24 protein-coding genes are annotated in these 25,565 nt (G+C 66.7%); 16 read left to right on the top strand and 8 right to left on the bottom strand.

The features are described 5' to 3' along the window. Window positions 1–4 precede the first annotated feature (4 nt). Window positions 5–2,095, bottom strand: a complete 2,091-nt coding sequence (locus A0W70_RS02840) for a response regulator (RefSeq protein ID WP_175443048.1) — start codon at window positions 2,093–2,095, stop codon at window positions 5–7. Between the two features lie 251 nt (window positions 2,096–2,346). Here A0W70_RS02840 and A0W70_RS02835 point away from each other — a divergent pair, with 251 nt between their 5' ends. The 6 genes from A0W70_RS02835 (at window position 2,347) to A0W70_RS16930 (ending at window position 6,071) form a co-directional block, all read left to right on the top strand. After that, entirely contained in the window at window positions 2,347–2,889 is a 543-nt protein-coding gene (locus A0W70_RS02835) for a metallophosphoesterase family protein (protein WP_070988120.1), read from the top strand. 60 nt (window positions 2,890–2,949) lie between these two features. Beyond that, window positions 2,950–3,270, top strand: coding sequence for an ArsR/SmtB family transcription factor (locus tag A0W70_RS02830; RefSeq protein ID WP_070988118.1), 321 nt, complete (start codon window positions 2,950–2,952; stop codon window positions 3,268–3,270). Further along, entirely contained in the window at window positions 3,267–3,788 is a 522-nt protein-coding gene (locus A0W70_RS02825; RefSeq protein WP_070988116.1) for an arsenate reductase ArsC, read from the top strand. Before A0W70_RS02830 ends, A0W70_RS02825 begins: the two co-directional genes overlap by 4 nt. A gap of 107 nt (window positions 3,789–3,895) precedes the next feature. Further along, window positions 3,896–4,993: an ACR3 family arsenite efflux transporter gene (gene arsB, locus A0W70_RS02820; RefSeq protein ID WP_217495364.1), complete on the top strand. Its 1,098-nt coding sequence runs from the start codon at window positions 3,896–3,898 to the stop codon at window positions 4,991–4,993. Next, window positions 4,990–5,298 carry a CC/Se motif family (seleno)protein gene (locus A0W70_RS16935; RefSeq protein ID WP_070988114.1) on the top strand — a complete coding sequence of 103 codons (309 nt, stop codon included), beginning with the start codon at window positions 4,990–4,992 and terminating at the stop codon, window positions 5,296–5,298. Before arsB ends, A0W70_RS16935 begins: the two co-directional genes overlap by 4 nt. 191 nt (window positions 5,299–5,489) lie before the next feature. Beyond that, on the top strand, window positions 5,490–6,071 hold the full coding sequence (locus A0W70_RS16930) for a DUF2946 family protein (RefSeq protein WP_070988112.1): 582 nt from the start codon (window positions 5,490–5,492) through the stop codon (window positions 6,069–6,071). A 284-nt stretch (window positions 6,072–6,355) separates the two neighbouring features. Here A0W70_RS16930 and A0W70_RS02805 read toward each other — a convergent pair whose 3' ends face one another. The 6 genes from A0W70_RS02805 to smc form a co-directional block, all read right to left on the bottom strand. Continuing rightward, entirely contained in the window at window positions 6,356–6,832 is a 477-nt protein-coding gene (locus A0W70_RS02805) for a flavodoxin family protein (protein ID WP_070988110.1), read from the bottom strand. 14 nt (window positions 6,833–6,846) lie between these two features. Then, window positions 6,847–7,062: a DUF3185 family protein gene (locus A0W70_RS02800; protein WP_070988108.1), complete on the bottom strand. Its 216-nt coding sequence runs from the start codon at window positions 7,060–7,062 to the stop codon at window positions 6,847–6,849. A gap of 105 nt (window positions 7,063–7,167) precedes the next feature. Then, entirely contained in the window at window positions 7,168–7,965 is a 798-nt protein-coding gene (gene djlA / locus A0W70_RS02795) for a co-chaperone DjlA (RefSeq protein ID WP_070988106.1), read from the bottom strand. Window positions 7,966–8,274: 309 nt separating this feature from the next. After that, complete coding sequence (ligA, locus tag A0W70_RS02790) at window positions 8,275–10,299, bottom strand: NAD-dependent DNA ligase LigA (protein ID WP_070988104.1); 2,025 nt, start codon at window positions 10,297–10,299, stop codon at window positions 8,275–8,277. Then, a complete protein-coding gene (zipA, locus tag A0W70_RS02785) occupies window positions 10,296–11,438 on the bottom strand; it encodes a cell division protein ZipA (protein WP_070988102.1) in 1,143 nt (380 codons plus the stop codon). The genes ligA and zipA overlap by 4 nt, the downstream gene beginning before the upstream one ends. A gap of 10 nt (window positions 11,439–11,448) precedes the next feature. Next, window positions 11,449–14,958 (bottom strand): chromosome segregation protein SMC, encoded by a 3,510-nt coding sequence (gene smc, locus A0W70_RS02780; protein WP_070988100.1) that lies wholly within the window; start codon window positions 14,956–14,958, stop codon window positions 11,449–11,451. A gap of 506 nt (window positions 14,959–15,464) precedes the next feature. Here smc and queF point away from each other — a divergent pair. The 10 genes from queF to A0W70_RS02735 all read left to right on the top strand — a co-directional run bounded on the left by queF (window position 15,465) and on the right by A0W70_RS02735 (window position 24,131). Next, window positions 15,465–15,854: a preQ(1) synthase gene (gene queF, locus A0W70_RS02775; protein ID WP_070988098.1), complete on the top strand. Its 390-nt coding sequence runs from the start codon at window positions 15,465–15,467 to the stop codon at window positions 15,852–15,854. A 348-nt stretch (window positions 15,855–16,202) separates the two neighbouring features. Next, window positions 16,203–17,288 (top strand): WD40/YVTN/BNR-like repeat-containing protein, encoded by a 1,086-nt coding sequence (locus tag A0W70_RS02770; RefSeq protein WP_070988095.1) that lies wholly within the window; start codon window positions 16,203–16,205, stop codon window positions 17,286–17,288. Beyond that, window positions 17,285–18,049: a selenium cofactor biosynthesis protein YqeC gene (gene yqeC, locus A0W70_RS02765; RefSeq protein ID WP_070988093.1), complete on the top strand. Its 765-nt coding sequence runs from the start codon at window positions 17,285–17,287 to the stop codon at window positions 18,047–18,049. The genes A0W70_RS02770 and yqeC overlap by 4 nt, the downstream gene beginning before the upstream one ends. 54 nt (window positions 18,050–18,103) lie before the next feature. Beyond that, on the top strand, window positions 18,104–18,382 hold the full coding sequence (locus A0W70_RS02760; protein WP_070988091.1) for a MoaD/ThiS family protein: 279 nt from the start codon (window positions 18,104–18,106) through the stop codon (window positions 18,380–18,382). Next, a complete protein-coding gene (locus A0W70_RS02755; protein WP_070988089.1) occupies window positions 18,382–18,807 on the top strand; it encodes a M67 family metallopeptidase in 426 nt (141 codons plus the stop codon). Before A0W70_RS02760 ends, A0W70_RS02755 begins: the two co-directional genes overlap by 1 nt. Before the next feature lies 1 nt (window position 18,808). After that, window positions 18,809–19,972 carry a molybdopterin-synthase adenylyltransferase MoeB gene (gene moeB / locus A0W70_RS02750; RefSeq protein WP_070988087.1) on the top strand — a complete coding sequence of 388 codons (1,164 nt, stop codon included), beginning with the start codon at window positions 18,809–18,811 and terminating at the stop codon, window positions 19,970–19,972. Between the two features lie 4 nt (window positions 19,973–19,976). Then, window positions 19,977–20,210 (top strand): hypothetical protein, encoded by a 234-nt coding sequence (locus A0W70_RS02745; RefSeq protein WP_070988085.1) that lies wholly within the window; start codon window positions 19,977–19,979, stop codon window positions 20,208–20,210. Then, on the top strand, window positions 20,207–20,344 hold the full coding sequence (locus A0W70_RS16690) for a DUF3096 domain-containing protein (RefSeq protein ID WP_139150673.1): 138 nt from the start codon (window positions 20,207–20,209) through the stop codon (window positions 20,342–20,344). Before A0W70_RS02745 ends, A0W70_RS16690 begins: the two co-directional genes overlap by 4 nt. Before the next feature lie 73 nt (window positions 20,345–20,417). Continuing rightward, entirely contained in the window at window positions 20,418–21,401 is a 984-nt protein-coding gene (locus A0W70_RS02740; protein ID WP_070988083.1) for a TAXI family TRAP transporter solute-binding subunit, read from the top strand. 111 nt (window positions 21,402–21,512) lie between these two features. Continuing rightward, on the top strand, window positions 21,513–24,131 hold the full coding sequence (locus A0W70_RS02735) for a TRAP transporter permease (RefSeq protein WP_070988081.1): 2,619 nt from the start codon (window positions 21,513–21,515) through the stop codon (window positions 24,129–24,131). Between the two features lie 339 nt (window positions 24,132–24,470). Here A0W70_RS02735 and A0W70_RS02730 read toward each other — a convergent pair whose 3' ends face one another. Continuing rightward, complete coding sequence (locus tag A0W70_RS02730) at window positions 24,471–25,424, bottom strand: PLP-dependent cysteine synthase family protein (protein WP_070988079.1); 954 nt, start codon at window positions 25,422–25,424, stop codon at window positions 24,471–24,473. Window positions 25,425–25,565: the final 141 nt, after the last annotated feature.

The raw sequence follows: 25,565 nt of genomic DNA, 5'->3' as shown, positions 1-25,565 counted from the left end.
CGGCTCAGGCGCGCACAAGCCGATCGATCAACGATTCCAGCTTGTCGGGATCAAGCGGCTTGGTCAGAAAGCCATCCATACCCGCCTCGAGGCCGCGCGCGCGCACTTCGACCGCCGCATTCGCACTCAAGGCCACGATCGGGAGCCGGGTTCCGTCGCGTTCATGGGCGCGAAGCCGCTGTGTGAATTCGACGCCATCCATGCCCGGCATGCGCAGATCCACGAGCACCAGCTGAACGCCGCCGGCCGCAAGCCGTTCCAGGGCATCGCGGCCATTGCGGGCCACCGTGACCGTATAGCCCAGACGCCCCAGCACGGTCGCCGCGAGCTCCGCATTCACCGAATCGTCTTCGACGACCAGGATACTGAGCGGCTTAACGCCCCTGACGCCTGCGAGCATTGCACGCGCGGCGGATCCACGCTCGGCGCCCTCGCGGTCGACTACGGCCGCGAGGGCGGCCCAGAACTCATCCGGATGCCAGGGCTTACCCACCGCGGTGGTCGCCGAACCATTCGCCAGGCGACCGCCATAGCCTACATACAGCGTAGGCACGGTGTGGCCGATGCGCTCGCGCAAACGCTCGGCGACCGCCCCAAGATCGAGTCCCGGCGGGTTATCCGCGACGATCGCCACCTCGATCCGCTCGCTGACCCCCGGTTCCTGGAGGTGGCGTTCGAGTTCCATATCGTCCGAACACGACACCGCCTGCATGCCGGCCTGCCGTAACGATTCCTCGAGGGCACTGCGCGCCTCCGGATCGCATTCATAGACCAGGGCGGTGCGTCCCTGCAGGACGGCGGGCGGCTCGGGCGGCCGGTCGTGCGCGGATCCCGGCAACAGCGGCAGACGTATCCGGAAGGTCGTCCCCTGTCCCTCCTCGCTGTCGACGGAGATATCCCCGCCCATCCCGGTCGTCAACCGATGGGCGATGGTCGTACCGAGGCCGGTTCCGCCACGCCCCCGGCTCGCACGCGTGTCCGCCTGCCAGAAACTGTCGAAGATACTGTCGAGCCGCGCGCGCGGAATACCGACACCGGTATCGGCGATGACGACCTCCACGTGCTCTTCGGGTAACCGCGGGTGTGGCCCGGAGCGCTCGACCTCGATCCGGATCCTTCCCGCCGGCGTAAACTTCACGCTGTTGCCGATGAGGTTGTACAGGATCTGCTCGAACCGCAGCCGGTCGCCATACGCCAGAACCGGAAGCCGACCGTCGATGCAGCAGATAAGTTCGACGCCATTGTCCAGCGCCTGCTGACCCACGTTGCGGCTGACATCGAGCACGCTTCGGCGCAGTTCGAAGAGTTCCGGGTGCAGATCGAGACAACCCGAATCGATCTTGGACAGGTCGAGAATGTCCCCGATCAGGGCCTGCAGCGTATCGCCGGATGCGCAGATCGACTCCGCGCAGCGTTGCTGCTCCGGATCCAGATCAGAGTCGCGCAGCAGGCGAGCGGCCCCGACCATACCCGCCAGCGGCGTGCGCAGTTCGTGACTCACGGTCGCGAGAAAATCGCCCCGTGCCGCGTTGGCGTCCTCTGCCCGCTGCCGCGTCGCCTGCAGGTTACGCAGCAGACGGTCCTGATAGAGCGGCAGGATCAGAAGCGAAGCGAGGATGAATCCGACCTCGAAGCCGTGTGTCTGCCATCCGCCCATGACCGTGGCGATCGCTCCGTACGCGAGCACGCTGCCGATGGACGCGATCGTAAGATTCGTGCGCCCGTAACGCGTGCCCTGGGACAGAAACGACAGGATGTACACGAGATAAAACGGGGCCAGCGGTTCGCCCGCGAGCAGGATCAGCAGCGTGATCGCGCTCAGGTCGGCCACGATCGCGAACCGCGTGCGCCAGGGGCGCAGCCACGGGCGTCGAACGATGTCGTACAGCAGGCCCGCGAACCATACGAAATGGACGCCGAAGAGCCATGCGTATAACGACCAGGAGATCGTATAGTGGCCCTGGATACCGCCGATGCCGATGAACACGGCCATCACCAGCCAGGCGGTCAGGCGGACGAGTGCCGACTGGAATTCCTGGCTCTCACGCAGTGTCGCGACCGCCCGGCCCGCAGACACTCGGGGCCAACGGTTCAAGAGCGCGCTCCCGGCCCGCGCAACGGAGTGGCATTCATCGCGCGACATTCATGCGGACCGCATCGGTCTTCCATTGGCCCTTCCCTCCCTGCGTTCCGGCGAGGCAATATACTGTCGCGCGCTATGACAATGCCACTCCGGTTACATTTTTCCCCGCGCGCCCGCATGTTGCCGTCGCGTCTGTTACAAATGTCCCCGGCACTCGGGTCGGCGAGACAAAATCGTCGCCGGACCAGAATCCCACCACGCGGATGACCGAAATCGTGCACGTCGCCCTGCTCGCCGACACCCATGGCTGGCTCGATCCGCGGATCGCCGAGGTCGCACGGGCCTGCGATCTCGTCGTGCACGCGGGCGATATCGGTGCCGCGTGCATCCTGGAGGCGCTTGGGGCGGATCATGCGCGGGTCGTGGCCGTGAGTGGCAACAACGATACAGCGCGACACTGGCCCGCCGCCGACCGGGCGGCACTCGATGGTCTCCCGGAGACGGCGACGATCGACCTGCCGGGCGGACAACTCTGGATCGTGCACGGGCATCGTCTGCCGGCACGCACACGACACCGGCGCCTGCGCGAGCAGGCCCCGGACGCCGCCGCGATCGTCCTCGGCCACAGCCATCGGCGTGCGATCGAATATACGCCGGCTCCGTGGATCCTGAATCCCGGGGCTGCCGGGCGCAGCCGGGCGTACGGTGGACCGGGCTGTTTCGTGCTGCACGCCACCGTGGACGAGTGGGTCGTCGAGACCCATGTGTTTGACCCCCTGCCCCGGCGGCGACGCCGCCCTTCCTGAGCAACGGGCATTCGAAAAGAGCAATTGCGCCAGGGACAATATTTCGACTATTCTGGAAATATGGAAACAGATACAGCAGTAGACGCACTCGCTGCCCTCGCCCAACCGAGTCGGCTCGAGATCTTCCGGCTGCTGGTCCAGCAGGGCCCGGAGGGCATGTGCGCCGGCGAGATCGCGTCGACGCTCGGACTGGCGCCGGCAACGCTGTCATTCCATCTTTCGGCCCTGCGTCACGCCGGCCTGATCGAGCGCCAGACCTCTGGCCGGGAGCGGATCTATCGCGCCGCGTTCGGGCACATGCATGCGCTGGTCGATTACCTCACCGAAAACTGCTGCGGCGGCACCGACTGCCACCCCGCGAGCCAACGGAGATCCGCATGACCGCCCAGCACCCCGATGAACCCTGGCGCATACTCTTTCTGTGTACGGGCAATTCCGCCCGCTCGATCATCGCCGAGAGTCTGTTGCGGCACTGGGGCGGCGACCGCTTCGAGGCGCACAGCGCGGGCAGCGCGCCCACCGGGACGATCCAGCCTCTCGCGCTGCAGTTACTGGAACGCTATGGCCTGCCCACCGACGGGCTGCGCTCCAAATCCCTGGACGTCTACACCGGCCCGGATGCGCCACCGTTCGACTTCGTCATCACGGTCTGCGATCACGCGGCCGAGCAGTGCCCGGTGTTCCCGGGCCAGCCCATTACGGCCCATTGGGGATTGCCGGATCCGGCCAGGGTCGAGGGCGACGATGCGCGCCGCATGCAGGCCTATCGCAATGTCCTGGCGGATTTCGAGCGCCGTATCAAACTGTTCCTGAACCTGCCCCTGGCCAGTCTCGACCGGTTGTCCAGCCAGCACCGCGTACGCGCGATCGGGGACGGTGAAGCACCGGGAGCAGCCTGATCCCGGGCCTTCGCGGCCGAGCCGCAGCGATCGCCCTGGTTTCATCGACGGCCGATCACGCCCCCGCCAGCCGCGACAAAGCACCGGCTGATCAATACGGAGAGTTCATGAACGATACGCCCGCAGCCACCGATCACGAACCCGATATCCGCTCAGGCATGGGCCTGTTCGAGCGCTGGCTCACGGTCTGGGTCGGACTGGCTATCATCGCCGGCATCATGCTCGGGCAATTCGCACCCGCGATCCCCGATGCACTGTCCCGCTACGAATACGCGCAGGTCTCGATCCCGGTGGCGGTCCTGATCTGGGCCATGATCTTTCCGATGATGGTCCAGATCGACTTCGCCTCGATTCTCGGGGTCCGCCGTCAGCCCCGGGGACTGATCATCACGACCACCGTGAACTGGCTGATCAAGCCCTTCAGCATGTTCGCCATCGCCTGGTTTTTCCTGATCGTGGTTTTCGAACCACTGATCCCCGCCGGACTGGCCCGCGAATACCTGGCCGGCGCGATCCTTCTCGGTGCGGCGCCCTGCACGGCGATGGTGTTCGTGTGGAGCTACCTGACCCGGGGCGATGCGGCCTATACGCTGGTGCAGGTCTCCGTGAACGATCTGATCATGCTGTTCGCCTTCGCGCCCATCGTCGTATTCCTGCTCGGTCTGTCGGATATCGCCGTCCCCTGGGAAACCGTGGCCATCTCCGTGCTGCTGTACATCGTCATCCCGCTCACCGCCGGCTATATCACGCGCCTGATCCTGATCCGCCGCAGGGGTATCGACTGGTTCGACAACGTGTTCATGAAACGCATCGGCCTGGTCACCCCGATCGGTCTGATCCTGACACTCGTGCTGCTGTTCGCCTTCCAGGGCGAGGTGATCCTGAATAATCCACTGCACATCGCGCTGATCGCGATCCCGCTGATCATCCAGACCTTCCTGATCTTCGCGATCGCCTACGGGTGGGCGCGTGCCTGGCGCGTGCCACACGGCATCGCGGCCCCCGGTGCCATGATCGGCGCGAGCAATTTCTTCGAGCTTGCGGTGGCGGCGGCCATCTCGCTGTTCGGACTGCAGTCCGGTGCGGCGCTCGCGACCGTGGTCGGCGTGCTCGTGGAGGTGCCGTTGATGCTGGCCCTCGTGCGGATCGCCAATCGAACGCGCGGCCATTTCCCGGTCGCCCAACCCGCTGTTGCTCCCGGATGACGGAACAACACGGACTCCGGCTCACGATCGACACCGACGCCATCGACTGGATCCAGCGCCACGGCGGCATCGTGACCCTGCGCCAGTCACCGCGTCACGGATGCTGCGGGGGAACGGCAATGCTGCCGGTCGCCGAGGCGCGCACGCCCGCCACGCGCGACGACTGGATCGTACGCGACATCGACGGCGTAACCGCCTACATCGACCGTCACCTCGACGCCCTGGCGGACGCACTCACGATCCGCGCCGAGGGCTTCCGGCAGTGGCGGCGCCTGTTCGTGGAAACCACGGGAACGCAGACGTAGGCGCGTCTTCGACCGGGCCACCGCACCGGTCGAATGCGCGCGGCACGCCCGGAGCGCCGGATCCCCGGCAGAGGCGCGACCGCGCGCGTTCGCCTTCGGCGAAAACGCGCCTACGAACGCCCCCTTGGCCCTGCCACCTGCCGGCCGTCTTTGCTACATTCCCCCAGGAATCCAGGCCGAGGCTCGAAAGAATGGACGAGACCGTCCGCGCGGCGATGGCGAAGTGGCCCGATGTGCCGGGTTTGGCCGGCTGGCTGTCGCTGGATGAATCCGGTCACTGGCGCCTGAAGGGCGAAACGATCACGCACGGCGGTCTGGTCGGTTTCATCAACCGCAATTACGACCGCGATGAACAGGGCCGCTGGTTTTTCCAGAACGGCCCGCAGCGCGGCTTCGTGACACTCGATTACACGCCCTGGGTGCTCTACGTGGACGGTGGCGACGATCTGTGCCGCCATACCGGCGAGCATGTGGACGCGGTGGACGGCGCGTGGATCGACGACGAGGGCAACCTCCTGCTCCACTTCGAGGCCGGTATCGGTCTCGTGGACAGCGACTCCCTCGCCGCGGTGGCCGAATGGCTGGTCGACGAAGCGGGTGAACGCGCGGCGCCGGAAACGCTGGAGAATGCGGTCGAGACCCTGCAGGCGGGGGAAAGTGCAGGTCTGCAACTGGTGCACGACGGCCGGGCGATCGATGTCGGCTTCATCCGCCGTGCGGACGTCCCGAAGCGTTTCGGGTTCCTTCCCGATCCGAGCGCCGACGGACCCTGACCCCACCCCCGAATGGAGGCCGGCTGTGCACCGCCCGCGGCATCATCCCTTCGCGGGCTGCTACCGAACGTAGACCGGCTTTGCGCGGTCCGCGGCGGTGGATACCGGCCGGTGCATATCACCGTGCAATGCCGGCCTACGTAATGCCGCTCTTCGCCCTTCGCCCTTCGCCCTTCGCCCTTCGCCCTTCGCCCTTGGCCCTTCGCTCTTGGCCCTTGGCCCTTGGCCCTTGGCCCTTACCCCTGCCGCCTGCCGCCTGCCGCCTGCCGCCTGCCGCCTGCCGCCTAGATAATGTCGGTATCGAGGCTCGCGGCCATGTAGAGACCGAGTTCCTCACACTGCTCCAAAAAGGCGTCGTCCCATGAGCCGCGGCAGACCAACGGTTCCTGCACCGGCCGCCAGCTGAGCCCGGTGCAGATGCTCTCCACCGCCCGGCGCGTCCCGGTGCCGTCCATACCCGCACGCACATACAGCGCGTACGGCAGTCCTTCCGTCTGCTCGATCACGTTGTAGTACGTGCGATCGAAGAAGTCCTTGAGCGCACCGCTCATGTAGCCGAGGTTTTCCGTGGTGCCGAGGATGACCGCGTCACAGGCGAGCACATCGTCGGGGCCCGCCTCCAGCGGGCGCACATGCCGCGTATCGACCCGCTCGATATCTTCGTGCCCGGCACCGCGCAGGACCGCCTCGACCATCCGCTGCGTGTTCGGCGAGGGGTCGTGGGCGACGACCAGCAGGTTGCGGCGTTCAACCGTGGTCATTGCTTATCGCACGGTCACTTTCGGAACAGGAGGACCAGCCCGGCGACGAGACTGGCACCGCCAATCACGTAGAACAGCACAACGTCATTTGTCGGGTCCCCGGTGACCGCCGAGGCGAACTGATCGCCCAGTGACTGCGACTCGCGGTATCCCCATACGATCAGCCCGGCCCCGACAACGCTCAGGGCCGCGCCGACGGCCTGAACGGTACTCCTCGAACCACGTGCCATAAGTCTTCCCCTTGATGATCCCTGAACCGACCGTACACGACCGTCCCGGCGTGCGGAATCCCTTTGCCCGGGAATTGGCGCTACGGGTGTGTATCCCCGTGCCGCTCAGTGGCCGCGCGCCTCGCGGATCCGCTCGTACGCCAGGCTGATGTCCTGGCTCTTGGACTTCGCCATCTCGACCATTTCATCGGGCAGCCCCTTCGATACAAGCTTGTCCGGGTGATGCTGGCTCATCAGCCGCCGGTATGCCTTCTTGACCTCGTCATCGCTGGCGTCTTTCGACACGCCCAGGATCTCGTACGCATCGGCGAGGCTCATGCCCTCCTGACGCGGCGGGCCGCCGGCGCGCTGCTGACTCCGCTGACCGCCGCGCAGCATGCGCTCGAGCAGCCGGAACCGCTGCTCCGGGATCCCGAGAATCGAGCACATGTGCAGCAGCAGCTGTTCTTCCGCCTGGTCGAGATCACCATCCGCGTAGGCCGCCTGCAGCTGAATCTCGATGAACATCTGGATCACGTTCGTGCGCCGGCGGCATTCGTCGCGGAACTGGCGCAGCGTGCCGTCCAGGTCGAAATCCGACTGCTTGCCCTGATTGAACAGCCGGATTGCCGCTTCGCGCTGATCCGGCGTCAACTGCATCTTCTGGATGACGGCCTCGGCGAGCTGGATCTCGCTGGGAGATACCTTGCCGTCGACCTTGGCCAGGTGGCCCATGCAGGAAAAGGTGGTGGTAAAGAACGCCGCCTGGGCCCGCTCCTGCGAGCCGGCGCCGCCGAGCGGACTCTCGATACCGTTGAGGCCACGGTCGAAGGAATGCCCCAACGCGGCCCCGAGGACCGCACCCAATGGCCCGCCGACCATCAGGCCGAACGCGCCTCCAACCAGCTTGCCCCACCAGCTCATACGTTCTGTCTCACGGGAGTCCCTGTGCGTGGCGGTCGCTCAGGCATGCCTGCAGTCTCCCCGGGCATAACGCCACGGGCATGCGCGCAATGGACACGCGAGCGAACAAAACGCGGAATGATAGCAGTGGTGATCGACTCCCGAGTCATCCTCGCTCCGGGTTCATCTCGCATCCATATCCCGTTCATCAGGGGATCGTCACCGAAGTCGCCAGGGGCCGGCCGGAGGAGGCATGGGTGCCGTAGCGGTCGCCGTGGTGCGCGCGCAACAGGCTCATGGTCGTGCGGACAGACTCCAGAGAAAGTACACCTACCGGACGTCCAGCAGTTCGCGAAGGTCCGCCTCACCAAGCACCGGGACGCCGAGATCGCGTGCCTTGTCGACCTTGGAGCCCGGATCGGCCCCGGCGATGACCGCCGTAGTCTTTTTCGAGACACTGCCGGTGACTTTCGCGCCCAGGCCCTGAAGGCGCTCGCTGGCGGCCTCGCGGGTCATCTCCTCGAGGCTGCCGGTGAGGACATATGTCGATCCGGCCAACGGTTTCGGGCCGCCCCCCGCGGGTTCGCCCTCGGTCCAGGCGACCCCGGCCGTACGCAGGGCCGCAATGACTTCCCGATTGTGCGGCTGCTCGAAGAACGTGCGGATCGAGTGCGCGACGACCGGCCCTACGTCCGGCACCTCGCAGAGCTGTTCCTCGCTGGCCTCCATGAGCGCATCGAGCGAGCCGAAGTGGGCCGCGAGTGCCTTGGCGGTCGCCTCCCCGACCTCGCGGATACCCAACGCGTAGACGAATCGCGCCAGGGTGGTCTCCTTCGCCGCCTCCAGGGCATCCAGCAGGTTGCGCGCGCTCTTGTCCGCGAGGCGCTCCAGGGAGACCAGATCCTCATGGCGCAGACTGAACAACTGGTCGACATGTTCGACCAGGTCGCGTTCGACGAGCTGATCGATGATCTTCTCACCGAGCCCATCGATATCCAGCGCCCGCCGCGAGGCGAAGTGCCGGATCGCCTCCTTGCGCTGCGCCCGGCAGTACAGCCCACCCGTACACCGATGTGCCGCCTCCCCTTCCTCGCGCACGACGTCGGAGCCACACACGGGGCAGGTCGTCGGCATTTCCGGCACGCGGGCACCTTCCGGCCGCTTTTCCGGCAGCACGCGCACGACCTCCGGAATTACGTCCCCCGCCCGCCGGATGACGACCGTATCGCCAATATGGACATCCTTGCGCGCGACTTCATCCATATTGTGGAGCGTCGCATTGGAGACGCGGGCACCGGCCACCGTAACGGGCTCCAGCTTCGCCACCGGTGTGATCGCACCCGTGCGGCCGACCTGGAACTCGACCGTGCGCAGCACGGTGATCTGCTCTTCGGCCGGGAACTTCCACGCGATCGCCCAGCGCGGCGCGCGGGCGACGAAACCGAGCTCGGCCTGCGCGGCCAGGGAGTCGACCTTGAAGACGACACCATCGATCTCGTAGGCGAGTTCCGCGCGCCGCGTCGCAAGATCGTCGTAGCAGGCGCGGGCCGCTTCGAGTCCGTTGATCCGGCGCCGCTCCGGTGACACGGGCAGGCCCCAGGCCTGCAGGCATTCCAGGGTCTCGTATTGGGTGTCGGGCAGCGCCACACCCTCGATCACGCCCACCGAGTAGCAGCACAGCCGCAGCGGTCGCTTCGCTGTGATACGGGAATCGAGTTGGCGCAGGCTGCCGGCGGCGGCATTGCGCGGATTGGCGAACGGTTTGACGCCTCGTTCGCGGTGGTCGGCGTTGATCCGTTCGAACCCGTCGCGCGGCATGAAGACCTCACCGCGGACCTCCAGCCGCGACGGCGGCCGGTCTCCCCGCAGGGCCAGGGGCAGCGAGGCGACGGTCCGCAGGTTCACCGTGACGTCCTCGCCGGTGGTGCCATCCCCACGGGTCAGGCCGCGCGTGAAGACCCCGTCCTCATAGAGCAGACTCACCGCCAGGCCATCGAGCTTGGGCTCGGCACAGTAGTCGACGGCGGCTTCGGTCTCGAGGCGTGTGCGCACGCGCCGATCGAACTCGGTCATCTCGGCCTCGTCGAACGCGTTTTCGAGCGACAGCATCGGGACGAGATGCGCGCCGGTATCGAATTTCTCCAGCGGCGGCGCACCCACGCGCTGCGTCGGCGAGTCCGGGGTCTGAAGTTCGGGGTGCTCCGCCTCCAGGTCCTGGAGTTCCCGCAACATGCGGTCGTACTCGGCGTCGGTGACCTCCGGGTCGTCCAGTACGTAATAGCGGTAGTTATGGTGGTGCAGGCGCTCGCGCAGCACCGCGGCCCGTTCGGCCGCCGTTCCGGAATCGGCGTTCATCGCTGTAACGAACCCGTGCGTCGATCGAGCAGGCGCAGTTCTTCGCGCAGGTGCTGTTCGGTCTGGCGGGTGAGCGTACTGTGGCGCTCGTCCAGAACGTGTGCGTCCAGGGCATCGGCCACCGCGCGGGCGGTGCTCAGCATACGGTCGAATACGGTCTCGGCGGCCTGCGCACCAGGCACCTGCATGAACAGGGCGATTCCGGGCGTTGTCAGGGTGTCCATGGTGGACCGGTCGAACGTCCCCGGTTCGACCGCGTTGGCGGCGCTGAAGACGATGCTGCCCTCGCTGTCGCTGGCGTGGAAGATGCTGTAGGCGCCATGGCGCATCCCGCAGGACTCCAGCGCCTCGCGCAGCCGCGCGCCGACGAGCCGCTCGCCCTCGGTCGCGACGACATGCAGGACCACGACCCGTTCCTCGGCCGCGCTGTCCACCGCGCGACCCGGCGACTGCCGATCCCCGCGCTGCCCCTCCGAAGAGGGCTGGTGCGCGGTGTCTGTCGCCCCGTGCCCGGGCGCTGCCGCGTCGGCGGCTTCAGGGGTCGCGGTGGTGGATCCGGGGCGCGCTACCACCGGTTCCGGTTCCGGTTCCGGTTCCGGTTCCGGTTTCGATTGCGGTTCCGGCCCGGCTCCGGCTTCCTGCGCCGGGTCGCTTGCCGGATCCGGCTCCCGAGTGCGCTCCGGTTCAGGTGCGGAGTCGACCCAGGGATCCGACGGGCCGGGATCCCGCGACGGCTGCATGGGCCCGGTATCGGGCGGCGGTTCCGCCGCGGCGTCCGGATCGGCCTCGGCCCGACCACCCGGCTCGCCCGGTTCCCGCCCTGCCGTCGCCGGCTGATCCCCGGAGTCATCGCGGGTATCCGGCTCACGGGCGGTCGTCGACCGCTGCGGCGTCTCGCGAGCCTCACCCGGCCGGCCCTCGACGTCGAAACCATGGATATCGATATCACCGATATCGAGATCAGGTTCGACCGGGTCCCCGGCCGGTTCGTCCCTGTCCCGGTCCTCGCGCGCCGCACGCCGAGCCCGTTCGAACAGGCCCTCGCGCCGCCCATCCTGCCCCTGGCGGCGACCAAACCAATAAATCACCGCGATCAGGAGCAGTCCGATCAGCAGCAGAATCCAGCGCAACGGCTCCATGGCACGTTACTCAGGCTTCCGCGAAGTCGGCGGCTTCACGGACGTCGACCGCGACCAGACGTGAGACACCGGCTTCGCGCATCGTGACCCCCGTAAGCTGATTCGACAGTTCCATGGTCTGCTTGTTGTGCGTGATGAAAATGAACTGCACACGATCGGACATCTCGCGCACAAGATCACAGTAGCGGCCGACATTGGCGTCGTCCAGCGGGGCATCGACCTCGTCGAGCATGCAGAACGGCGCCGGGTTCAGTTCGAAGAACGCGAACACCAGCGCCACCGCGGTCAGCGCCTTCTCGCCGCCGGACAGCAGGTGGATATTCGATACGCGCTTCCCGGGCGGACGCGCCATGATCGTCACACCCGTCGACAGCAGATCGTCGCCGGTCATCTCGAGATGCGCCTGACCGCCGCCGAACAGCCGCGGGAACAGCGCCTGCAGCTGCTGGTTGACGATATCGAAGGTCTGCCGGAAGCGCTGGCGGGTCTCACGGTCGATCTTCGCGATCGCGTTCTCCAGCGTCTCCAGCGCCTGGGTGACGTCGTCGTGCTGCTGGTCGATGTACTCCTTGCGTCGGGTCTGTTCTTCGTACTCGTCGATCGCGGCCAGGTTGACCGGCCCCAGGCGTTCGACCTTGCGCGCCAGCTGCTCTACGTGGTTCTGCCAGGCGTCCGCGGTCGCATCCTCCGGCAGCCCCTCCAGCAGCGGCTCCGCCTCGCGCTCGATCTCATCGAGCTGCTCCTGAACGGTCTCGCGCCGGACCCGCGTCTCCTGCACCGCCATCTGCTCGGCGCTCACACGCTCGCGGATCTCCCCGGCCCGGCGCTCACCGTCGCTGCGCTGCTGCTCCAATGAGCGCATGCGCTGCTCGATTTCCTCGACACGCTGGCGCGCCGTGTTCATCTCCTGCTCGATCTCGACCCGCGCGGAGAGCTTTTCGTTGAGCTCCGCCTCCAGTGCCTCGATCGGTTCGTCGCTGCCGTCGAGCGTCTGCTGTAGATCGTCACGGCGTTGCTGCAGTTGTTCCAGCCGCGACTGCATACGCTCCAGATTCTGGGCCGTGGCATCACGCGAGCTGCGGGTCGATTCGACCCGCAATTCGACCCGGTGCCCGGCATCCTGATCGGAGCGTGCCTTCTCGCGGGCCTCTTCGAGCTCGCTTGCGAGTTGCTCCCGGCGCTTCTGCAGCTCGGCCCGCTCGGTGTCGAAGGCCTCGCTCTGTTCCAGCGCCCGGTTGCGCGCGGTTTCGGCCTCGCGCATCTCGGCGGTCTCGCGCTCGATCTGCTCGCGCAGTTCGCGTGCCTCCTCCGATAACCGATTCCGCCGCTGCCCGATCTGCTCCAGGCGCATGCGCCGGCCTTCGAGTCGGGACTCGAGGTCGGCGTGCTCGCGGTGGGCCTTGTTCAGCGCCTGCTGGGTATCCTCGCGCTCGCGTTCGAGTTCGGCCACCCGCGCGCCGAGGCGTTCGATCTCGGCCTCGTGCGCGGCAACGGTTTCCTGCGCACGTTCGAGTCCCTCGCGCGCGGTCGCGAGTTCCTGTTCGCGGCGGAGGACGCCCGCATCGTCATCGGAGGGCCGCGCGAAGCGCAGCCAGTTCGGGCCCATCCACACGCCGTCCGGTGTAACCACGGATGAGCCCGCATCGAGCGTGTTGCGCTGGCGCAGCGCGCTGTCCAGATCGGGCGCCGTGTGGACGCCCGCGAGCAGGCCGGCTAACGGCGTATCGCCATCGACACGCTCGAGCAGGCTGGCGCTGCCGTCCGCCGACGCAGCCGCCGCGACGCCGTTGCCGTCGACGAGGCTGATGCCGCCGGCCTCGAGCTGTTCGACGGCCGTGGCGACCGGGTCGAGCGCGTCGATGCAGACCGACTCCAGGAACGGCCCCAGCACCACCTCGACCGCTCGTTCCCAGCCGGACTCGACCGACAGTGATCGGGCCAGACGCGGATTCCCGGCGATCCCCTGGCGCTCCAGCCACTCGACGACATGTTCATCGGACTGGCCGAGCGCCGCCTGCTGCAGTGCCTCGAGTGAGGTGACCCGGCCGGAAAGCTCCTGCTGTTCGCTGCGGGCGGTCTCCAGCGTCTGGCGGATTTCGGTCTGCTCGCCGCGGGCCTGCTCGAGCGCCTCACCGTTCTCGGCGAGCCGCTCCTGCAGGCGCGTGGTCTCGCGTTCGGCCTCGGCGACCTGCTCGGCGAGCGACTCGATCTCGACCTCGAGGCCTTCCGGATCGAGTTGCTCCGCCTCTTCCTCGACCTTGCGCAGGCGCTGGTTCGCCTGCTCGATATGGCGTTCAAGCTGCTCCATGCGCGAACGCTGGACCTGCGCCGTCTGTGCCGGCTCGGTCGCCCGCCGATTGAAGTCATCCCATTCCGTCTGCCAGCGCTGCATGGCCTGTTCGGCCGCCTGCAGCGCCTGGGTCGAGGCGTCGCGGCTGGCCTGAAGACGCTCGTGTTCAGGCCGGTCTTCTGCCAGCGCGTTGTCCAGTGTCTCCAGGCGCTCGCGGTCCGCACGCACCTGTTCCTCGGTCTCGGCGCGCTCGCGCTCCACCTGGGCGAATTCATCGCGGCTGCGCTGGCGGGCATCCTTGCTGTGCTGGATCTGCTGCTCGGTGGAGGAGATCTCGGCACCGATTCGGTAATAACGTCCCTGAACCGCGTTGAAGGCCTCGGTCGCCTCGTGGTGTTCTTCACGCGCCGTTTCGAGCCCGGCCTCCGCACGGCGCTGCTCGGCGACGACCTCTTCCAGCTGCGTGCGCTCACCGGAAAGACGGCGCTCGCGCTCTTCCAGTTCGGCGGCCATATCGCGCCACCGCAGGGCCAGCAACTGCGCGTGGGCCTCGCGCTCCTCGGCCTTGAGCTCCCGGTACTTCTCCGCGGTACGCTTCTGACGCGCGAGGTGTTCGAGGTGTTTGGCCACCTCGTCCCGCAGGTCGATCAGGCGCTCGAGATTCTCCCGTGTATGCCGGATCCGGTTCTCCGTTTCGCGCCGGCGTTCCTTGTATTTGGAGATGCCGGCCGCTTCTTCGAGATAGACCCGCATATCCTCGGGCTTGGCCTCGATCAGGCGCGAGATCATGCCCTGCTCGATAATGGCGTAACTGCGCGGCCCGAGACCGGTCCCCAGGAACAGGTCCGTGATATCCCGTCGCCGGCAGCGCGTATTGTTGAGGTAATAGTTCGAGGCGCCCTCACGGTTCACCAGGCGCTTGACCGAGATCTCGTTGTACTGCGCGTACTCCCCGGTCAAGGTGCCGTCGGTGTTGTCGAACACGAGCTCGACCGAGGCCTGCCCGACCGGTTTGCGCTGCGAGGAGCCGTTGAAGATCACGTCTTCCATCGAGCCGCCGCGCAGGTGTTTCGCGGACGACTCGCCCATGACCCAGCGCACGGCGTCGATCACGTTCGACTTGCCGCAGCCGTTGGGTCCAACCACGCCGACGAGATTGGTGGGAAAATGGACCGTCGCGGGATCGACGAATGATTTGAAGCCGGCGAGCTTGATCTTGCTCAGTCGCATGCAGGAACGATTCCTCGACGCGGACCGACCCGCCGCGCGGGTTCGGGGCGAAAACCCGGCATTATTGCCCGCGCCCTCCGTGCCCGGCAAGGTCGCCGGGGCCGTGGATGCCCGTTTTCGGTTCTCGCCAGGGCACGAGCGCCCCAAAGTCCCGGGGGATACCGCAAAAAGGCGGTTTCACGCGGAGCCGCAGAGCGCGCCAAGGAAAACACGAAAGCGATGCACGGCGAGACCGGTTCGCGGCCAAGGCCGCTCCTACGGGTGCAGTCCATCCACTGTAGGAGCAGGCTTGCCCGCGAACCGGGATCCGGTGGCTGCCTCTGCTCACCCATCCCTCCGCGCGCTCCGCGGCTCTGCGTGAACCCTTCCCGCCTTTCTTCCCGCCCCCTGGCGCCCTCCCCGCCTTGGCGAGAACCCGAACCCGCGCGGACCAACGGCACGAACCGTATGCGAGCACCCGGCGCATCGGCGATAATGCGCGCCGCTGACCACGCCGGACGGAGCCCATGACCACACAGCCCTCGAAGACGCTCGAAACCTTTGACAACCCGCGGCCGGGCCGGGACTACACGATCCGGATGTCGATTCCGGAGTTCACCTGCCTGTGCCCGAAAACGGGCCAGCCGGATTTCGCGACCTTCGAGCTGGAATACGTGCCCGACGCGCAGTGCGTGGAGCTGAAGGCCCTCAAGCTGTATATGTGGTCGTTCCGTGACGAGGGCCATTTCCATGAGGACGTCACCAACCGCATCTGCGACGATCTGGTGGCGGCGGTGAACCCGCGCTTCCTGCGCCTGACCGGCCACTTCAATGTCCGCGGCGGCATCTACACCACGGTCGTGGCCGAACACCGCGCCGAGGGGTGGGAGCCGACGGAGGCCGTATCGCTGCCGTGAGGAATTGCTGAAGTAGGTTAGAGTTCTCGCCAAGGCGCAAAGAGCGCCAGGGGACGCAAAGGAAAAACGGCTCGATGCGGATACGCGGAGGTCTTTGAGGAAACCGCGGAAGTGGTGCACGCCGAACCCGGTTCGCGGGCAAGCCCGCTCCTGCAGCGGGTGGTCGATCGCCGTAGGAGCGGCCTTGGCCGCGAACCGGAATCCGGTATCCATCATGGTTCACCTGGTCCTCGAAGCCTCCTGCGGTCCGGAGCAAACCATCTTCTGCCCTTCTTCGCGTACCTTGGCGCCCTTTGCGTCTTGGGGAGAACCGAAAACAGCGCTGAACAGCCCCTCAGGAACCCGAATATGCCCGTCACACTCGTAATCGGTACCCGCAAAGGCCTGTTCGTCGCCCGCAGCGAGGACCGCGAGACCTGGACCCTGGATGGCCCGCATATCGCCGGGTACGAGATCCAGAGCGCCTGGCTGGACCCGCGCGATCCGCGCTTCGGTTATGCGGCGGCGCATCATCCGGTCTGGGGGGTGCACGTCTACCGCACGGGGAACGGCGGTCACAGCTGGGAGCCGCTGCCCGAGGTGCCGCGGCACCACGACGACGAGGGGCCGCAGAGCCTGCGCACGCTTTGGTGTCTGGCGCCAGGCTCCGCCACCACGCCCGGGACCCTGTTCGCGGGGATCGAGCCGCCGGGGCTGTTCGTCAGTCACGACCGAGGCGATAGCTGGTCGCGGCTGCCGGCTTTCGACCAGCACCCGACCGCGTCGCTGTGGCATCCCGCCAAGGGGGGCCTCGCGGTACACTCCGTTCAGGTCGACGGGGCCGACCCCGAGCGGCTCTATGCCGCCCTGTGCGCGGGTGGCTGCTATCGCTCGGATGACGCGGGCGCCAGCTGGAGCCCGATCAATAAAGGCGTCCGCGCCCCGTATCTGGCGGACCCGCTGCCGGTGGCGGGACATAACGAACACCGCCTGCTCGCACACCCCCGTCACGGTGGCCGGCTCTTCCGTCAGAGCCACACGGGGACCTGGATCAGCAGCGACGCCGGCGAAAACTGGCACGAGATCACGGCGGGACTGCCCAGCGATTTCGGTTATGCGCTCGCGACCGACGCGGACAGCGCGGATACGCTGTTCTGCATCCCCGAGGCGGGCACGCAGATGCGGTATCCGGTCGATGGGCGGTTGCGGGTCTACCGCACGGAGGATGCGGGCCAGCACTGGGAAGCGCTGTCGGCGGGTTTGCCGCAGCGGCACGTGTACTGCACGGTACTTCGTGACGGCATGGACAGCGATCACCTGAATCCGCTCGGGCTCTTTTTCGGCACCTCGAGCGGGCATCTGTTCACGAGCCGCGATCGCGGTGAGCACTGGGACTGCCAGGCCGAGTTCCTGCCGCCGATCCTCAGCGTCAAGGCCACGGTCGAGACCGCATGAGCGAGCGCCTGATCGAACTTCTGGGGGCCGACCGGGGGATCGTCTGCGCGGTCGGTGCCGGCGGCAAGAAGACCACGCTGTATGCCCTGGCCGCGGCGCACCCCGGACGGGTGGCGATGACCGCGACGGTTTTCATGACCGCGTTCTCGCGGCGTCTCGGCGCCTGGCGGCTGATCACCGAGGAGCCCGACCTGCCGGCGACGGTCGCCGCCACCCGCGAGCACCGCCGGGTGGCCTATGCGCGCCCAAGCGAGAAGTCCGGCCGCGTCGCCGGCGTACCGCCCGAAGTGATCGGCGACTGCCACCGGCAAGGCGCCTTCGACCTCACCCTCGTCAAGGCCGACGGTGCACGGATGCGCGCGATCAAGGCGCCCGCCGTGGACGAGCCGGTCATCCCGGACAGCGCGACCACCGTGCTGTGCGTCGTCTCGGCGGCCGCGATCGGCGAGCCGCTGGACGAACGCGTCGCCCACCGGCCGGAGCGGATCGAGGCGGTGACCGGCCTGCGCCCCGGGGATCCGATTACACCCGCCACCGTCGGCCAACTGCTGAGTGCCGCTGACGGTGGCCTGCAGGGCATTCCGAAACAGGCACGTGCCATCGCCGTCATCAACGCGGTCGATGACGCGCCGCGCCGGACGGCGGCCCGGGAGGCCGCCCACATTGCGCTACAGCACGGGAGCCACCGGATCGAGCGGGTCGTCCTGACCTGCCATCGCGATGGCGCGGATCCCCTGATCGAGGCGATCGAACGCGAGTGAAAACGCGCAAGCGCGTGCTACGATTGGCATGCGCCTGACGGATGGAATGAGCCCATGGCTGAAGTGACGCTGCGGATTCCGACCCCTCTGCAACCCTACGCCGATGGCAATGGCGAGCTCCGGGCCGAGGCAGGCTACGTCGATGAACTGCTCGAGCGGATCGGCGCAGACCACCAGGCACTGATCCAGCGCATCCGCACCCGGGACGGCCAGCTGCGCCCGTACGTCAACGTGTTCGTACGCCGGACCGATATCCGCCAGCTCCAGGGACTGGAGACCGAACTCCACGACGGCGACGAGGTCATCGTGATGCCGTCCGTCGCCGGGGGCTGATGGCCACGCGTCTGTTCCTGCGCGCTCCCCACCGGCGACGTATCCGGGAACTGTCCGAAACAGCATGGCCACTCGAAGCCTGTGGTCTGCTCGAAGGGCATGGCGGCGCCGGGCCGGCCGTTATAACCGCTCTTCACCCCCTCCCGAACGTGCACCCGGAACCGCGCCGACGCTATACCATCGACCCGGAGGCGTGGCTTCGGCTGGAACACGCCGCCCGGCGACGCGGTCGGAGTATTATCGGGGTCTGGCACTCGCATCCGCACGGCGATCCGGCCCCGTCCCCGCTCGACCGGGACCTGGCCTGGCCCGGCTGGAGTTACCTGATCGCGGGTGTTACAAACACGGGCATGCGCGATCTGCGCTGCTGGCAAATCGACGAGCGTGGCTGCCACGAGCAGCCGATCGTCACGGAGGCCCCCTGAAATGAGTGCGCGTGACCGGCGCCTGGAAGAGCTGCGACAGGAAATCGGCGAGGTGACCCCGGGCGAAGCCAGCGGGCTGGCCGATGAAGGCGCCCTGCTGATCGACGTGCGCGAGCCGGAGGAGATCGCCCAGGGCAGTCCGACCGGGGCACTGCGCCTGTCGCGTAGCTGGCTCGAGCTGCAGATCGAGCGCGAAGCCCCCGATCCGGACCGGACCCTGCTCGTGCTCTGCGGCGGCGGCACGCGCTCCCTGTTCGCGGCGGACGGCCTGCGCCGTCTCGGCTACAGCGACGTGCGCTCGGTCCGTGGGGGTTTCAACCGCTGGAAGGACGAGGGCCTCGCGTTCGAGATCCCGCGCGTCCTCGACGCCGATGCCCGTGCACGCTACGCGCGGCAGATCAGCCTGCCCGAGATCGGGACCGAGGGGCAGGCACGGCTGGCCGAGTCGCGCGTCCTGCTGATCGGGGCCGGCGGCCTCGGTTCCCCGGCGGCCCTGTATCTGGCCGCGGCGGGTGTGGGTACGCTCGGCATCGTCGATCACGACACGGTCGACCGCAGCAATCTCCAGCGCCAGATCCTGCACACCGATACCGCCGTGGGTACGCCCAAGGTGGAATCGGCGCGGCATACGCTCAACGCGCTGAATCCGCAGGTCGAGGTCGTCGGGATCAACGAGCACCTGACCTCAGACAACGTCGAGCGCATCTTCGACGGTTACGATGTGATCGTCGACGGTTCGGACAATTTCGCGACCCGCTATCTCGTCAACGATGCCTGCGTTCGCCTCGGTCTGCCGAACGTCCACGGCGCCGTCTTCCGTTTCGACGGCCAGGCATCGGTGTTCTGGCCCGGCGGGCCGCACGGCGGGCCCTGTTACCGGTGCCTGTACCCGGAACCGCCGCCGCCCGATCAGGCGCCCTCCTGCGCCGAAGCCGGCGTGATGGGGGTACTTCCGGGACTGATCGGCACCCTGCAGGCGCTCGAGACGCTGAAGATCCTGCTCGGCAAGGGGCAGCCGCTGGTCGGCCGCCTGCTGTGTTTCGATGGGCTGGGCGGGGAATTCCGTGAACTCCGTGTCCGCCAGGACCCCGCCTGCGCCTGGTGCGCGACCGACGGCGACGTCCCGGCGTACATCGACTACGAACGGTTCTGCGCCGCCGGCTGAACCGATGTCCGGCGACCGTCCGCCCCGATCCGAAACCGAGGCGCTCGCCGACCGGGTGCGCAGCGCCTGCATCGAGCGGCTGCGCCACGACTACGAACAGGCCGCCATCCAGGGCCTCTGCGGCGAGGGCGCGTTCGAATACGCACTCGATCGGCTGCGCCATCTGCCCACCGACCAGCTGCTGGCGGCAGCGCCGCCCGCCTGCGACCCGCCCACCGACCAGGGGACCGACCCATGACGCTACACCTCGAACTCATCCCGATTCTCTCGATCGCCGCCGGCATCGCCCTGATCGTCGCGCCCCCGCGGAGCATGCGGGCGATACTGGCCGGCTATCTGATCGTTGTCGGTGTGATCGGGGTCATTCAGTAAGCACGCGCTACGCGTGCTATCTTTCGAAATGCCGGGCGCGCCCACTGAAGCGCCAGCATACAGGGAGAATCTCATGGACAAACTCCACACCATCCATCGCCTGCTCCTCGCCGCCGCGCTGACCGGCGGCAGTGCCATCGCCGCGGCGCCTGCCGCCGTGGCCGCCGAGTTCTTCACCATCGGCACCGGCGGTGTGACCGGGGTCTACTATCCGGCCGGCGGCGCGATCTGCCGCTTCGTCAATCGCAACCGCGATGATCATGGCCTGCGCTGTTCGGTCGAGAGTACGGGCGGATCCGTATACAACCTGAACACCATGCGGGAGGGTGAACTCGATTTCGGCGTGGTCCAGTCCGACTGGCAGTACTATGCCTACAAGGGTGAAAGCCGGTTCGCGGATCAGGGCCCGTTCGAGGGCCTGCGCGCCGTCTTCTCGCTCCACCCGGAACCGTTCACGGTCGTGGCGCGCGCGGATGCCGACATCGAGAACTTCGATGACCTCGAGGGCAAGCGCGTGAACGTAGGCAACCCGGGGTCCGGACAGCGGGCCAACATGGAAGAGCTCATGGACCGCAAGGGCTGGACCATGGACGACTTCGCACTGGCCTCCGAACTCAAGCCGGCCGAGATGGCACAGGCGCTGTGCGACAACAAGATTGACGCGTTCGTCTACGTCGTCGGCCATCCCTCGGGAGCGATCAAGGAAGCGACCACCACGTGTGACGCGGTCATGGTCGATGTGGACGGGCCGGCGGTCGAGAAGCTGATCAATGACAACCCGTTCTATCGCCGCGCCGTCATCCCCGGGGGCATGTATGAGGGCACGCCGGACGACACCGTGACGTACGGCGTCGGAGCGACGCTGGTTTCGTCGGTCGATACCTCCGACAAGATCGCCTACGAGACCGTCCGCGCGGTGTTCGAGAACTTCGAACAGTTCAAATCCCTCCACCCCGCTTTCGGGGTCCTCAAGAAGGAGGAAATGGTCGCCGACGGTCTGTCCGCCCCGCTGCACGACGGGGCACTGAAGTATTACCGGGAGGTCGGCCTCCGGTAAGCGAGCCGGTTTTCGGCCTCACGGGGGCTGCCGTGACAGCGAACACGCCGGCCGGTCCGCCCTGACCGGCCGGCGTGCCCCGACCCTCCCGACCAGCCTGACCGGTGCCCTATGACGGACCCGACCGGCTCCAACGACACGACCGGCCGTGACCCGGATTCCATCCAGCGGCTGCTGGAGACGGATAGCGGCGCCCGCCATCCGGCAGGCCCGATCGGCTACTTCCTTCTGGCCGTCGCACTGTGCTGGTCCCTGTTCCAGATCTGGCATGCCTCGCCTCTGCCGTTCATGCTGGATTTCGGGGTATTCAACAGTACCCAGGCCCGTGCGCTGCACCTCGGCTTTGCCATGCTGCTTGCCTATCTGGCATGGCCCGCGCGCCGCGGTCGCACCGGCGACACCCGTATCCCCTGGTTCGACTGGGTGCTGGCACTGACGGGCGGGTTCGCCGCGACCTACGTGTTCTGGTTCTACGCCGGCCTGTCCGAACGCCCCGGCATACCCCTGACCCGTGACATCGTCGTCGCCGCGATCGGCATGCTGCTCCTGCTCGAGGCAGCCCGCCGGACGCTCGGGCTGCCCCTGGTGATCGTGGCCCTCGTGTTTCTGGCCTACGTCTTTTTCGGCGATGCCGCCATTCTTCCGGAGATGCTCCGCTGGAAGGGCGCGTCCATCGATCGCGCGATGTCCCATCAGTGGCTGACCACCGAGGGCGTGTATGGCATCGCGCTCGGGGTTTCGACCAGTTTCGTTTTCCTTTTTGTCCTGTTCGGTTCGCTGCTGGAACAGGCCGGCGCGGGCGGCTGGTTCATCCGGGTCGCCTTCTCGCTGCTGGGGGCCATGCGCGGCGGGCCCGCGAAGGCGGCGGTACTGGCTTCGGGCATGACGGGCGTGATCTCGGGCTCATCGATCGCCAACGTGGTCACCACCGGGACGTTCACCATCCCCTTGATGCGCCGCGTCGGGTTCACGCGTGACAAGGCCGGGGCAATCGAGGTCGCGAGTTCGGTCAACGGGCAGTTGATGCCGCCGGTGATGGGCGCGGCCGCATTCCTGATGGTCGAGTACGTCGGCATTTCCTATGTCGAAGTCATCCGCCACGCGATCCTTCCGGCTATCATCGCCTACGCGGCGCTCCTCTACATGGTGCACCTGGAAGCGCTCAAAGGCGACATGCGCGGGTTGCCGCGGCGCCACCCCTGGCATCCCCTCAACGCAATCATCGCGTTCGGTTTTACCATCGCCGGTCTGATTATCCTGAGCGCGGCCGTCTACTGGGGAATAGGCTGGATCAGGACGGTCGCCGGCGATGCGGCCGTATGGATCGTCACGGCCGTGCTCGCGGCAATCCATGTCGGACTGATCCGCCATGCCGCGCGTTTCGAACGCCCACCCGCTGACGATCCGTCCGCCCCACTGACCGAAATCCCGGATCCGGGCCCGACCATCCAGTCAGGGCTGCATTTCCTGCTGCCGGTCATCCTGCTGATCTGGTGCCTGATGGTCGAGCGCCTGTCACCGGGGTTGTCGGCGTTCTGGGCCACGGTGGCGCTGATCGCCATCCTGCTCACGCAGCGTCCCCTGTTCGCCTGGTTCCGCGGCGACATTCCCATCGCTCCCGAGTTCGCGCGGGGCGGGATCGAACTCGTGCACGGCCTGATCGGCGGTGCGCGCAACATGACCGGCATCGCCGTGGCGACCGCGACCGCGGGGATCATCGTCGGGACCGTCACCCTGACCGGCATCGGTCAGGTGATGACCGAGTTCGTCGAACTGATCTCCGGCGGCAACCTGCTCGCCATGCTGATCCTCACGGCCTTCATCTGCCTGGTGCTCGGCATGGGCCTGCCGACCACAGCCAACTACATCGTCGTCTCGTCGCTGATGGCGCCGGTCGTCGTCACGCTCGCCGGCGAACAGGGCCTGATCGTCCCGCTGATCGCCGTCCATCTGTTCGTGTTCTACTTCGGCATCATGGCGGATGTCACGCCACCGGTCGGACTCGCCTCGTTCGCGGCCGCCGCCGTGTCCGGCGGCGATCCGATCCGCACCGGCGTGCATGCCTTCGTCTACAGTCTCCGCACGGTCGTCCTGCCGTTCCTGTTCCTCTTCAATACCGAACTCCTGCTGATCGGTGTCGACAGCATCCCGCATCTGGTGCTGACCACGGTCGTGGCCATCATCGGTATGCTCGTATTCGCGGCGGGGACCCAGGGCTGGTTCCTTCGTCGCTGCCGCGTCTGGGAGACCGCGGCACTGCTGCTCGTGGCCTTCTCCCTGTTCCGGCCCGGCTTCTGGATCGATCGGATCGTACCGCCGTTCGAGGACATCTCCGCGGCGAGGCTGGAAAGCTGGGTGCAGGCGCTACCGGCGAATGAAGATCTGCGCCTGGTGGTCGAACGTCAGGACTATGACGGCGACACGAAGTCGATCGTCACGGTCGTCGACACCGGCCCGAAGGCCGACTTCAACACCCGTATGCGCGAGGCGGGGTTCGTATTCCTGCAACGCGCCGGCGAAAACTGGACCGCCGAGCCGGCCTTCAACGGCCCCCTCGACGACCCGCGCTACCAGCCCGAGATGACGATCGAACGCATCCGCGCTCCGGTCGATCAACCGCGCAGCGAATGGATCTACATCCCCGCCCTGTTGCTACTCGGCGGCATCATGGCCGTGCAGTGGCGGCGTCCGGGGGACTTCGAGAAAAGAACCACGAATGAACACGAATGAACACGAATGCTGCCGCAGGGCAGCCGAACGCATCGCGGGAGCTACGCTGACAACTTCGAGAGCTATTACAGGTGGGCAAAACCACAGATAAACACAGATGGACACAGATAAAAGTCAAAGGCGACGATGATCAAAATTCGAGGCAATCCTTGAATCCCCGAAACCTCTTCGCTATCGACTTTTCCTTGATTTTATCCGTGTTTATCTGTGTCCATCTGTGGTTCCTTTACTCTATATGACCCGACCCGCGCTCAGCGAAGCTCCGCGGGGCTGTCGGCTGCCCTGCGGCAGCATTCGTGTCCATTCGTGTTCATTCGTGGTTCTCCCTGATCCACGTCGTCAGACGTTCGGATCATGGAAGCGGAAGTGTTCGGAGAGGTATTTCTCGCCTTCATCGCAGAACAGCGTGACGATGTTCTGCAGTTCGGGATTGCGTTCGCGCAGGCGCTTCGCCGCGACGAGGTGGCCGCCGGATGAAGGGCCGACGAAGCAGCCGTGGTTCTGGGCGATGCGGCGCATCTCGGCGACGGCCTCATCGCTGTCGACCGAAACGAAGTCGTCGATCTCGGTGCGGTGCCGCGAAATGATCTCCGGCACGAAGCCATCGGCGATGCCTTCGATGAGATGCTTGCCGGTTTCGCCGCAGACGATGGTGCAGGATTCTTCCGGTTCCATGCCGACCAGCCGGCATTTCGGGTTCACTTCGCGGAAGGCCTGTCCGACCCCGATGAGGGTACCGCCCGTGCCCACGCCGACCACGATCGCATCGGGCACGACGCCCTCGGGCAGTTGCTGTAAAAGCTCCTGCCCAAGCCAGGTGCGGTTCTCTTCAACGTTCCATTCGGAAGCGAACTGCTGCGGGCAGAAATACCCTTCCTGACCACCGAGTTCTTCGGCCTTTTCCAGCGCGGCATTGACGTGGAAGTCCCCGACCAGCAGCACTTCCGCGCCCAGGGCGCGTGAGATCGCCAGACGCTCGGAGGTCATGCCATTCGGCATAACCACCAGCATCCGGTAGCCTTTCACTGCAGCCACCATGGACAGCGCGTTGCCGGTGTTGCCGCTCGACGCCTCGACGATGGTATCGCCCGGCTTCAGGCGCCCTTCCCGTTCAGCGCGTTCGATCATGTATTTCGCGATGCGCGCCTTGATCGATCCAGACGGGTTCAGGAATTCGAGCTTGCACCAGATACCGTCGATGTCGATAAGTGGCGTGTTGCCGATACCGTCCAGCACGCTCGATGAGCCGCCGTGCCGTCCGACGATACAATCGCTGCTGACCAGATCGCTCATGCGCGCTTCCCTCTTTCGTTTCCCGAACATGCCCCGGCCGGAATCGGGCACGCGGGGCCGCAAGCGGCGGGATTCTTCCACCGGCCGGCATGACGGTCAACGCGCGAGGGAGGGGGTCGTCGTCTGCGGGCAAACCCGTGT

The sequence above is a fragment of the Halofilum ochraceum genome, assembly GCF_001614315.2.
Classification (GTDB): Bacteria; Pseudomonadota; Gammaproteobacteria; order XJ16; family Halofilaceae; genus Halofilum; species Halofilum ochraceum.
The sequence above is the reverse complement of the archived record's forward strand: the minus strand, read 5'-3'. Positions and strand labels throughout refer to the sequence as shown.

Excerpts from the sequence above, each read along its gene's own strand:
- A0W70_RS02835 (WP_070988120.1), top strand. The coding sequence starts at position 2,347 with ATGACCGAAATCGTGCACGTCGCCCTGCTCGCCGACACCCATGGCTGG.
- A0W70_RS02830 (WP_070988118.1), top strand. The coding sequence starts at position 2,950 with ATGGAAACAGATACAGCAGTAGACGCACTCGCTGCCCTCGCCCAACCG.
- A0W70_RS02825 (WP_070988116.1), top strand. The coding sequence starts at position 3,267 with ATGACCGCCCAGCACCCCGATGAACCCTGGCGCATACTCTTTCTGTGT.
- arsB (WP_217495364.1), top strand. The coding sequence starts at position 3,896 with ATGAACGATACGCCCGCAGCCACCGATCACGAACCCGATATCCGCTCA.
- A0W70_RS16935 (WP_070988114.1), top strand. The coding sequence starts at position 4,990 with ATGACGGAACAACACGGACTCCGGCTCACGATCGACACCGACGCCATC.
- A0W70_RS16930 (WP_070988112.1), top strand. The coding sequence starts at position 5,490 with ATGGACGAGACCGTCCGCGCGGCGATGGCGAAGTGGCCCGATGTGCCG.
- A0W70_RS02805 (WP_070988110.1), bottom strand. The coding sequence starts at position 6,832 with ATGACCACGGTTGAACGCCGCAACCTGCTGGTCGTCGCCCACGACCCC.
- A0W70_RS02800 (WP_070988108.1), bottom strand. The coding sequence starts at position 7,062 with ATGGCACGTGGTTCGAGGAGTACCGTTCAGGCCGTCGGCGCGGCCCTG.
- djlA (WP_070988106.1), bottom strand. The coding sequence starts at position 7,965 with ATGAGCTGGTGGGGCAAGCTGGTTGGAGGCGCGTTCGGCCTGATGGTC.
- ligA (WP_070988104.1), bottom strand. The coding sequence starts at position 10,299 with ATGAACGCCGATTCCGGAACGGCGGCCGAACGGGCCGCGGTGCTGCGC.
- zipA (WP_070988102.1), bottom strand. The coding sequence starts at position 11,438 with ATGGAGCCGTTGCGCTGGATTCTGCTGCTGATCGGACTGCTCCTGATC.
- smc (WP_070988100.1), bottom strand. The coding sequence starts at position 14,958 with ATGCGACTGAGCAAGATCAAGCTCGCCGGCTTCAAATCATTCGTCGAT.
- queF (WP_070988098.1), top strand. The coding sequence starts at position 15,465 with ATGACCACACAGCCCTCGAAGACGCTCGAAACCTTTGACAACCCGCGG.
- A0W70_RS02770 (WP_070988095.1), top strand. The coding sequence starts at position 16,203 with ATGCCCGTCACACTCGTAATCGGTACCCGCAAAGGCCTGTTCGTCGCC.
- yqeC (WP_070988093.1), top strand. The coding sequence starts at position 17,285 with ATGAGCGAGCGCCTGATCGAACTTCTGGGGGCCGACCGGGGGATCGTC.
- A0W70_RS02760 (WP_070988091.1), top strand. The coding sequence starts at position 18,104 with ATGGCTGAAGTGACGCTGCGGATTCCGACCCCTCTGCAACCCTACGCC.
- A0W70_RS02755 (WP_070988089.1), top strand. The coding sequence starts at position 18,382 with ATGGCCACGCGTCTGTTCCTGCGCGCTCCCCACCGGCGACGTATCCGG.
- moeB (WP_070988087.1), top strand. The coding sequence starts at position 18,809 with ATGAGTGCGCGTGACCGGCGCCTGGAAGAGCTGCGACAGGAAATCGGC.
- A0W70_RS02745 (WP_070988085.1), top strand. The coding sequence starts at position 19,977 with ATGTCCGGCGACCGTCCGCCCCGATCCGAAACCGAGGCGCTCGCCGAC.
- A0W70_RS16690 (WP_139150673.1), top strand. The coding sequence starts at position 20,207 with ATGACGCTACACCTCGAACTCATCCCGATTCTCTCGATCGCCGCCGGC.
- A0W70_RS02740 (WP_070988083.1), top strand. The coding sequence starts at position 20,418 with ATGGACAAACTCCACACCATCCATCGCCTGCTCCTCGCCGCCGCGCTG.
- A0W70_RS02735 (WP_070988081.1), top strand. The coding sequence starts at position 21,513 with ATGACGGACCCGACCGGCTCCAACGACACGACCGGCCGTGACCCGGAT.
- A0W70_RS02730 (WP_070988079.1), bottom strand. The coding sequence starts at position 25,424 with ATGAGCGATCTGGTCAGCAGCGATTGTATCGTCGGACGGCACGGCGGC.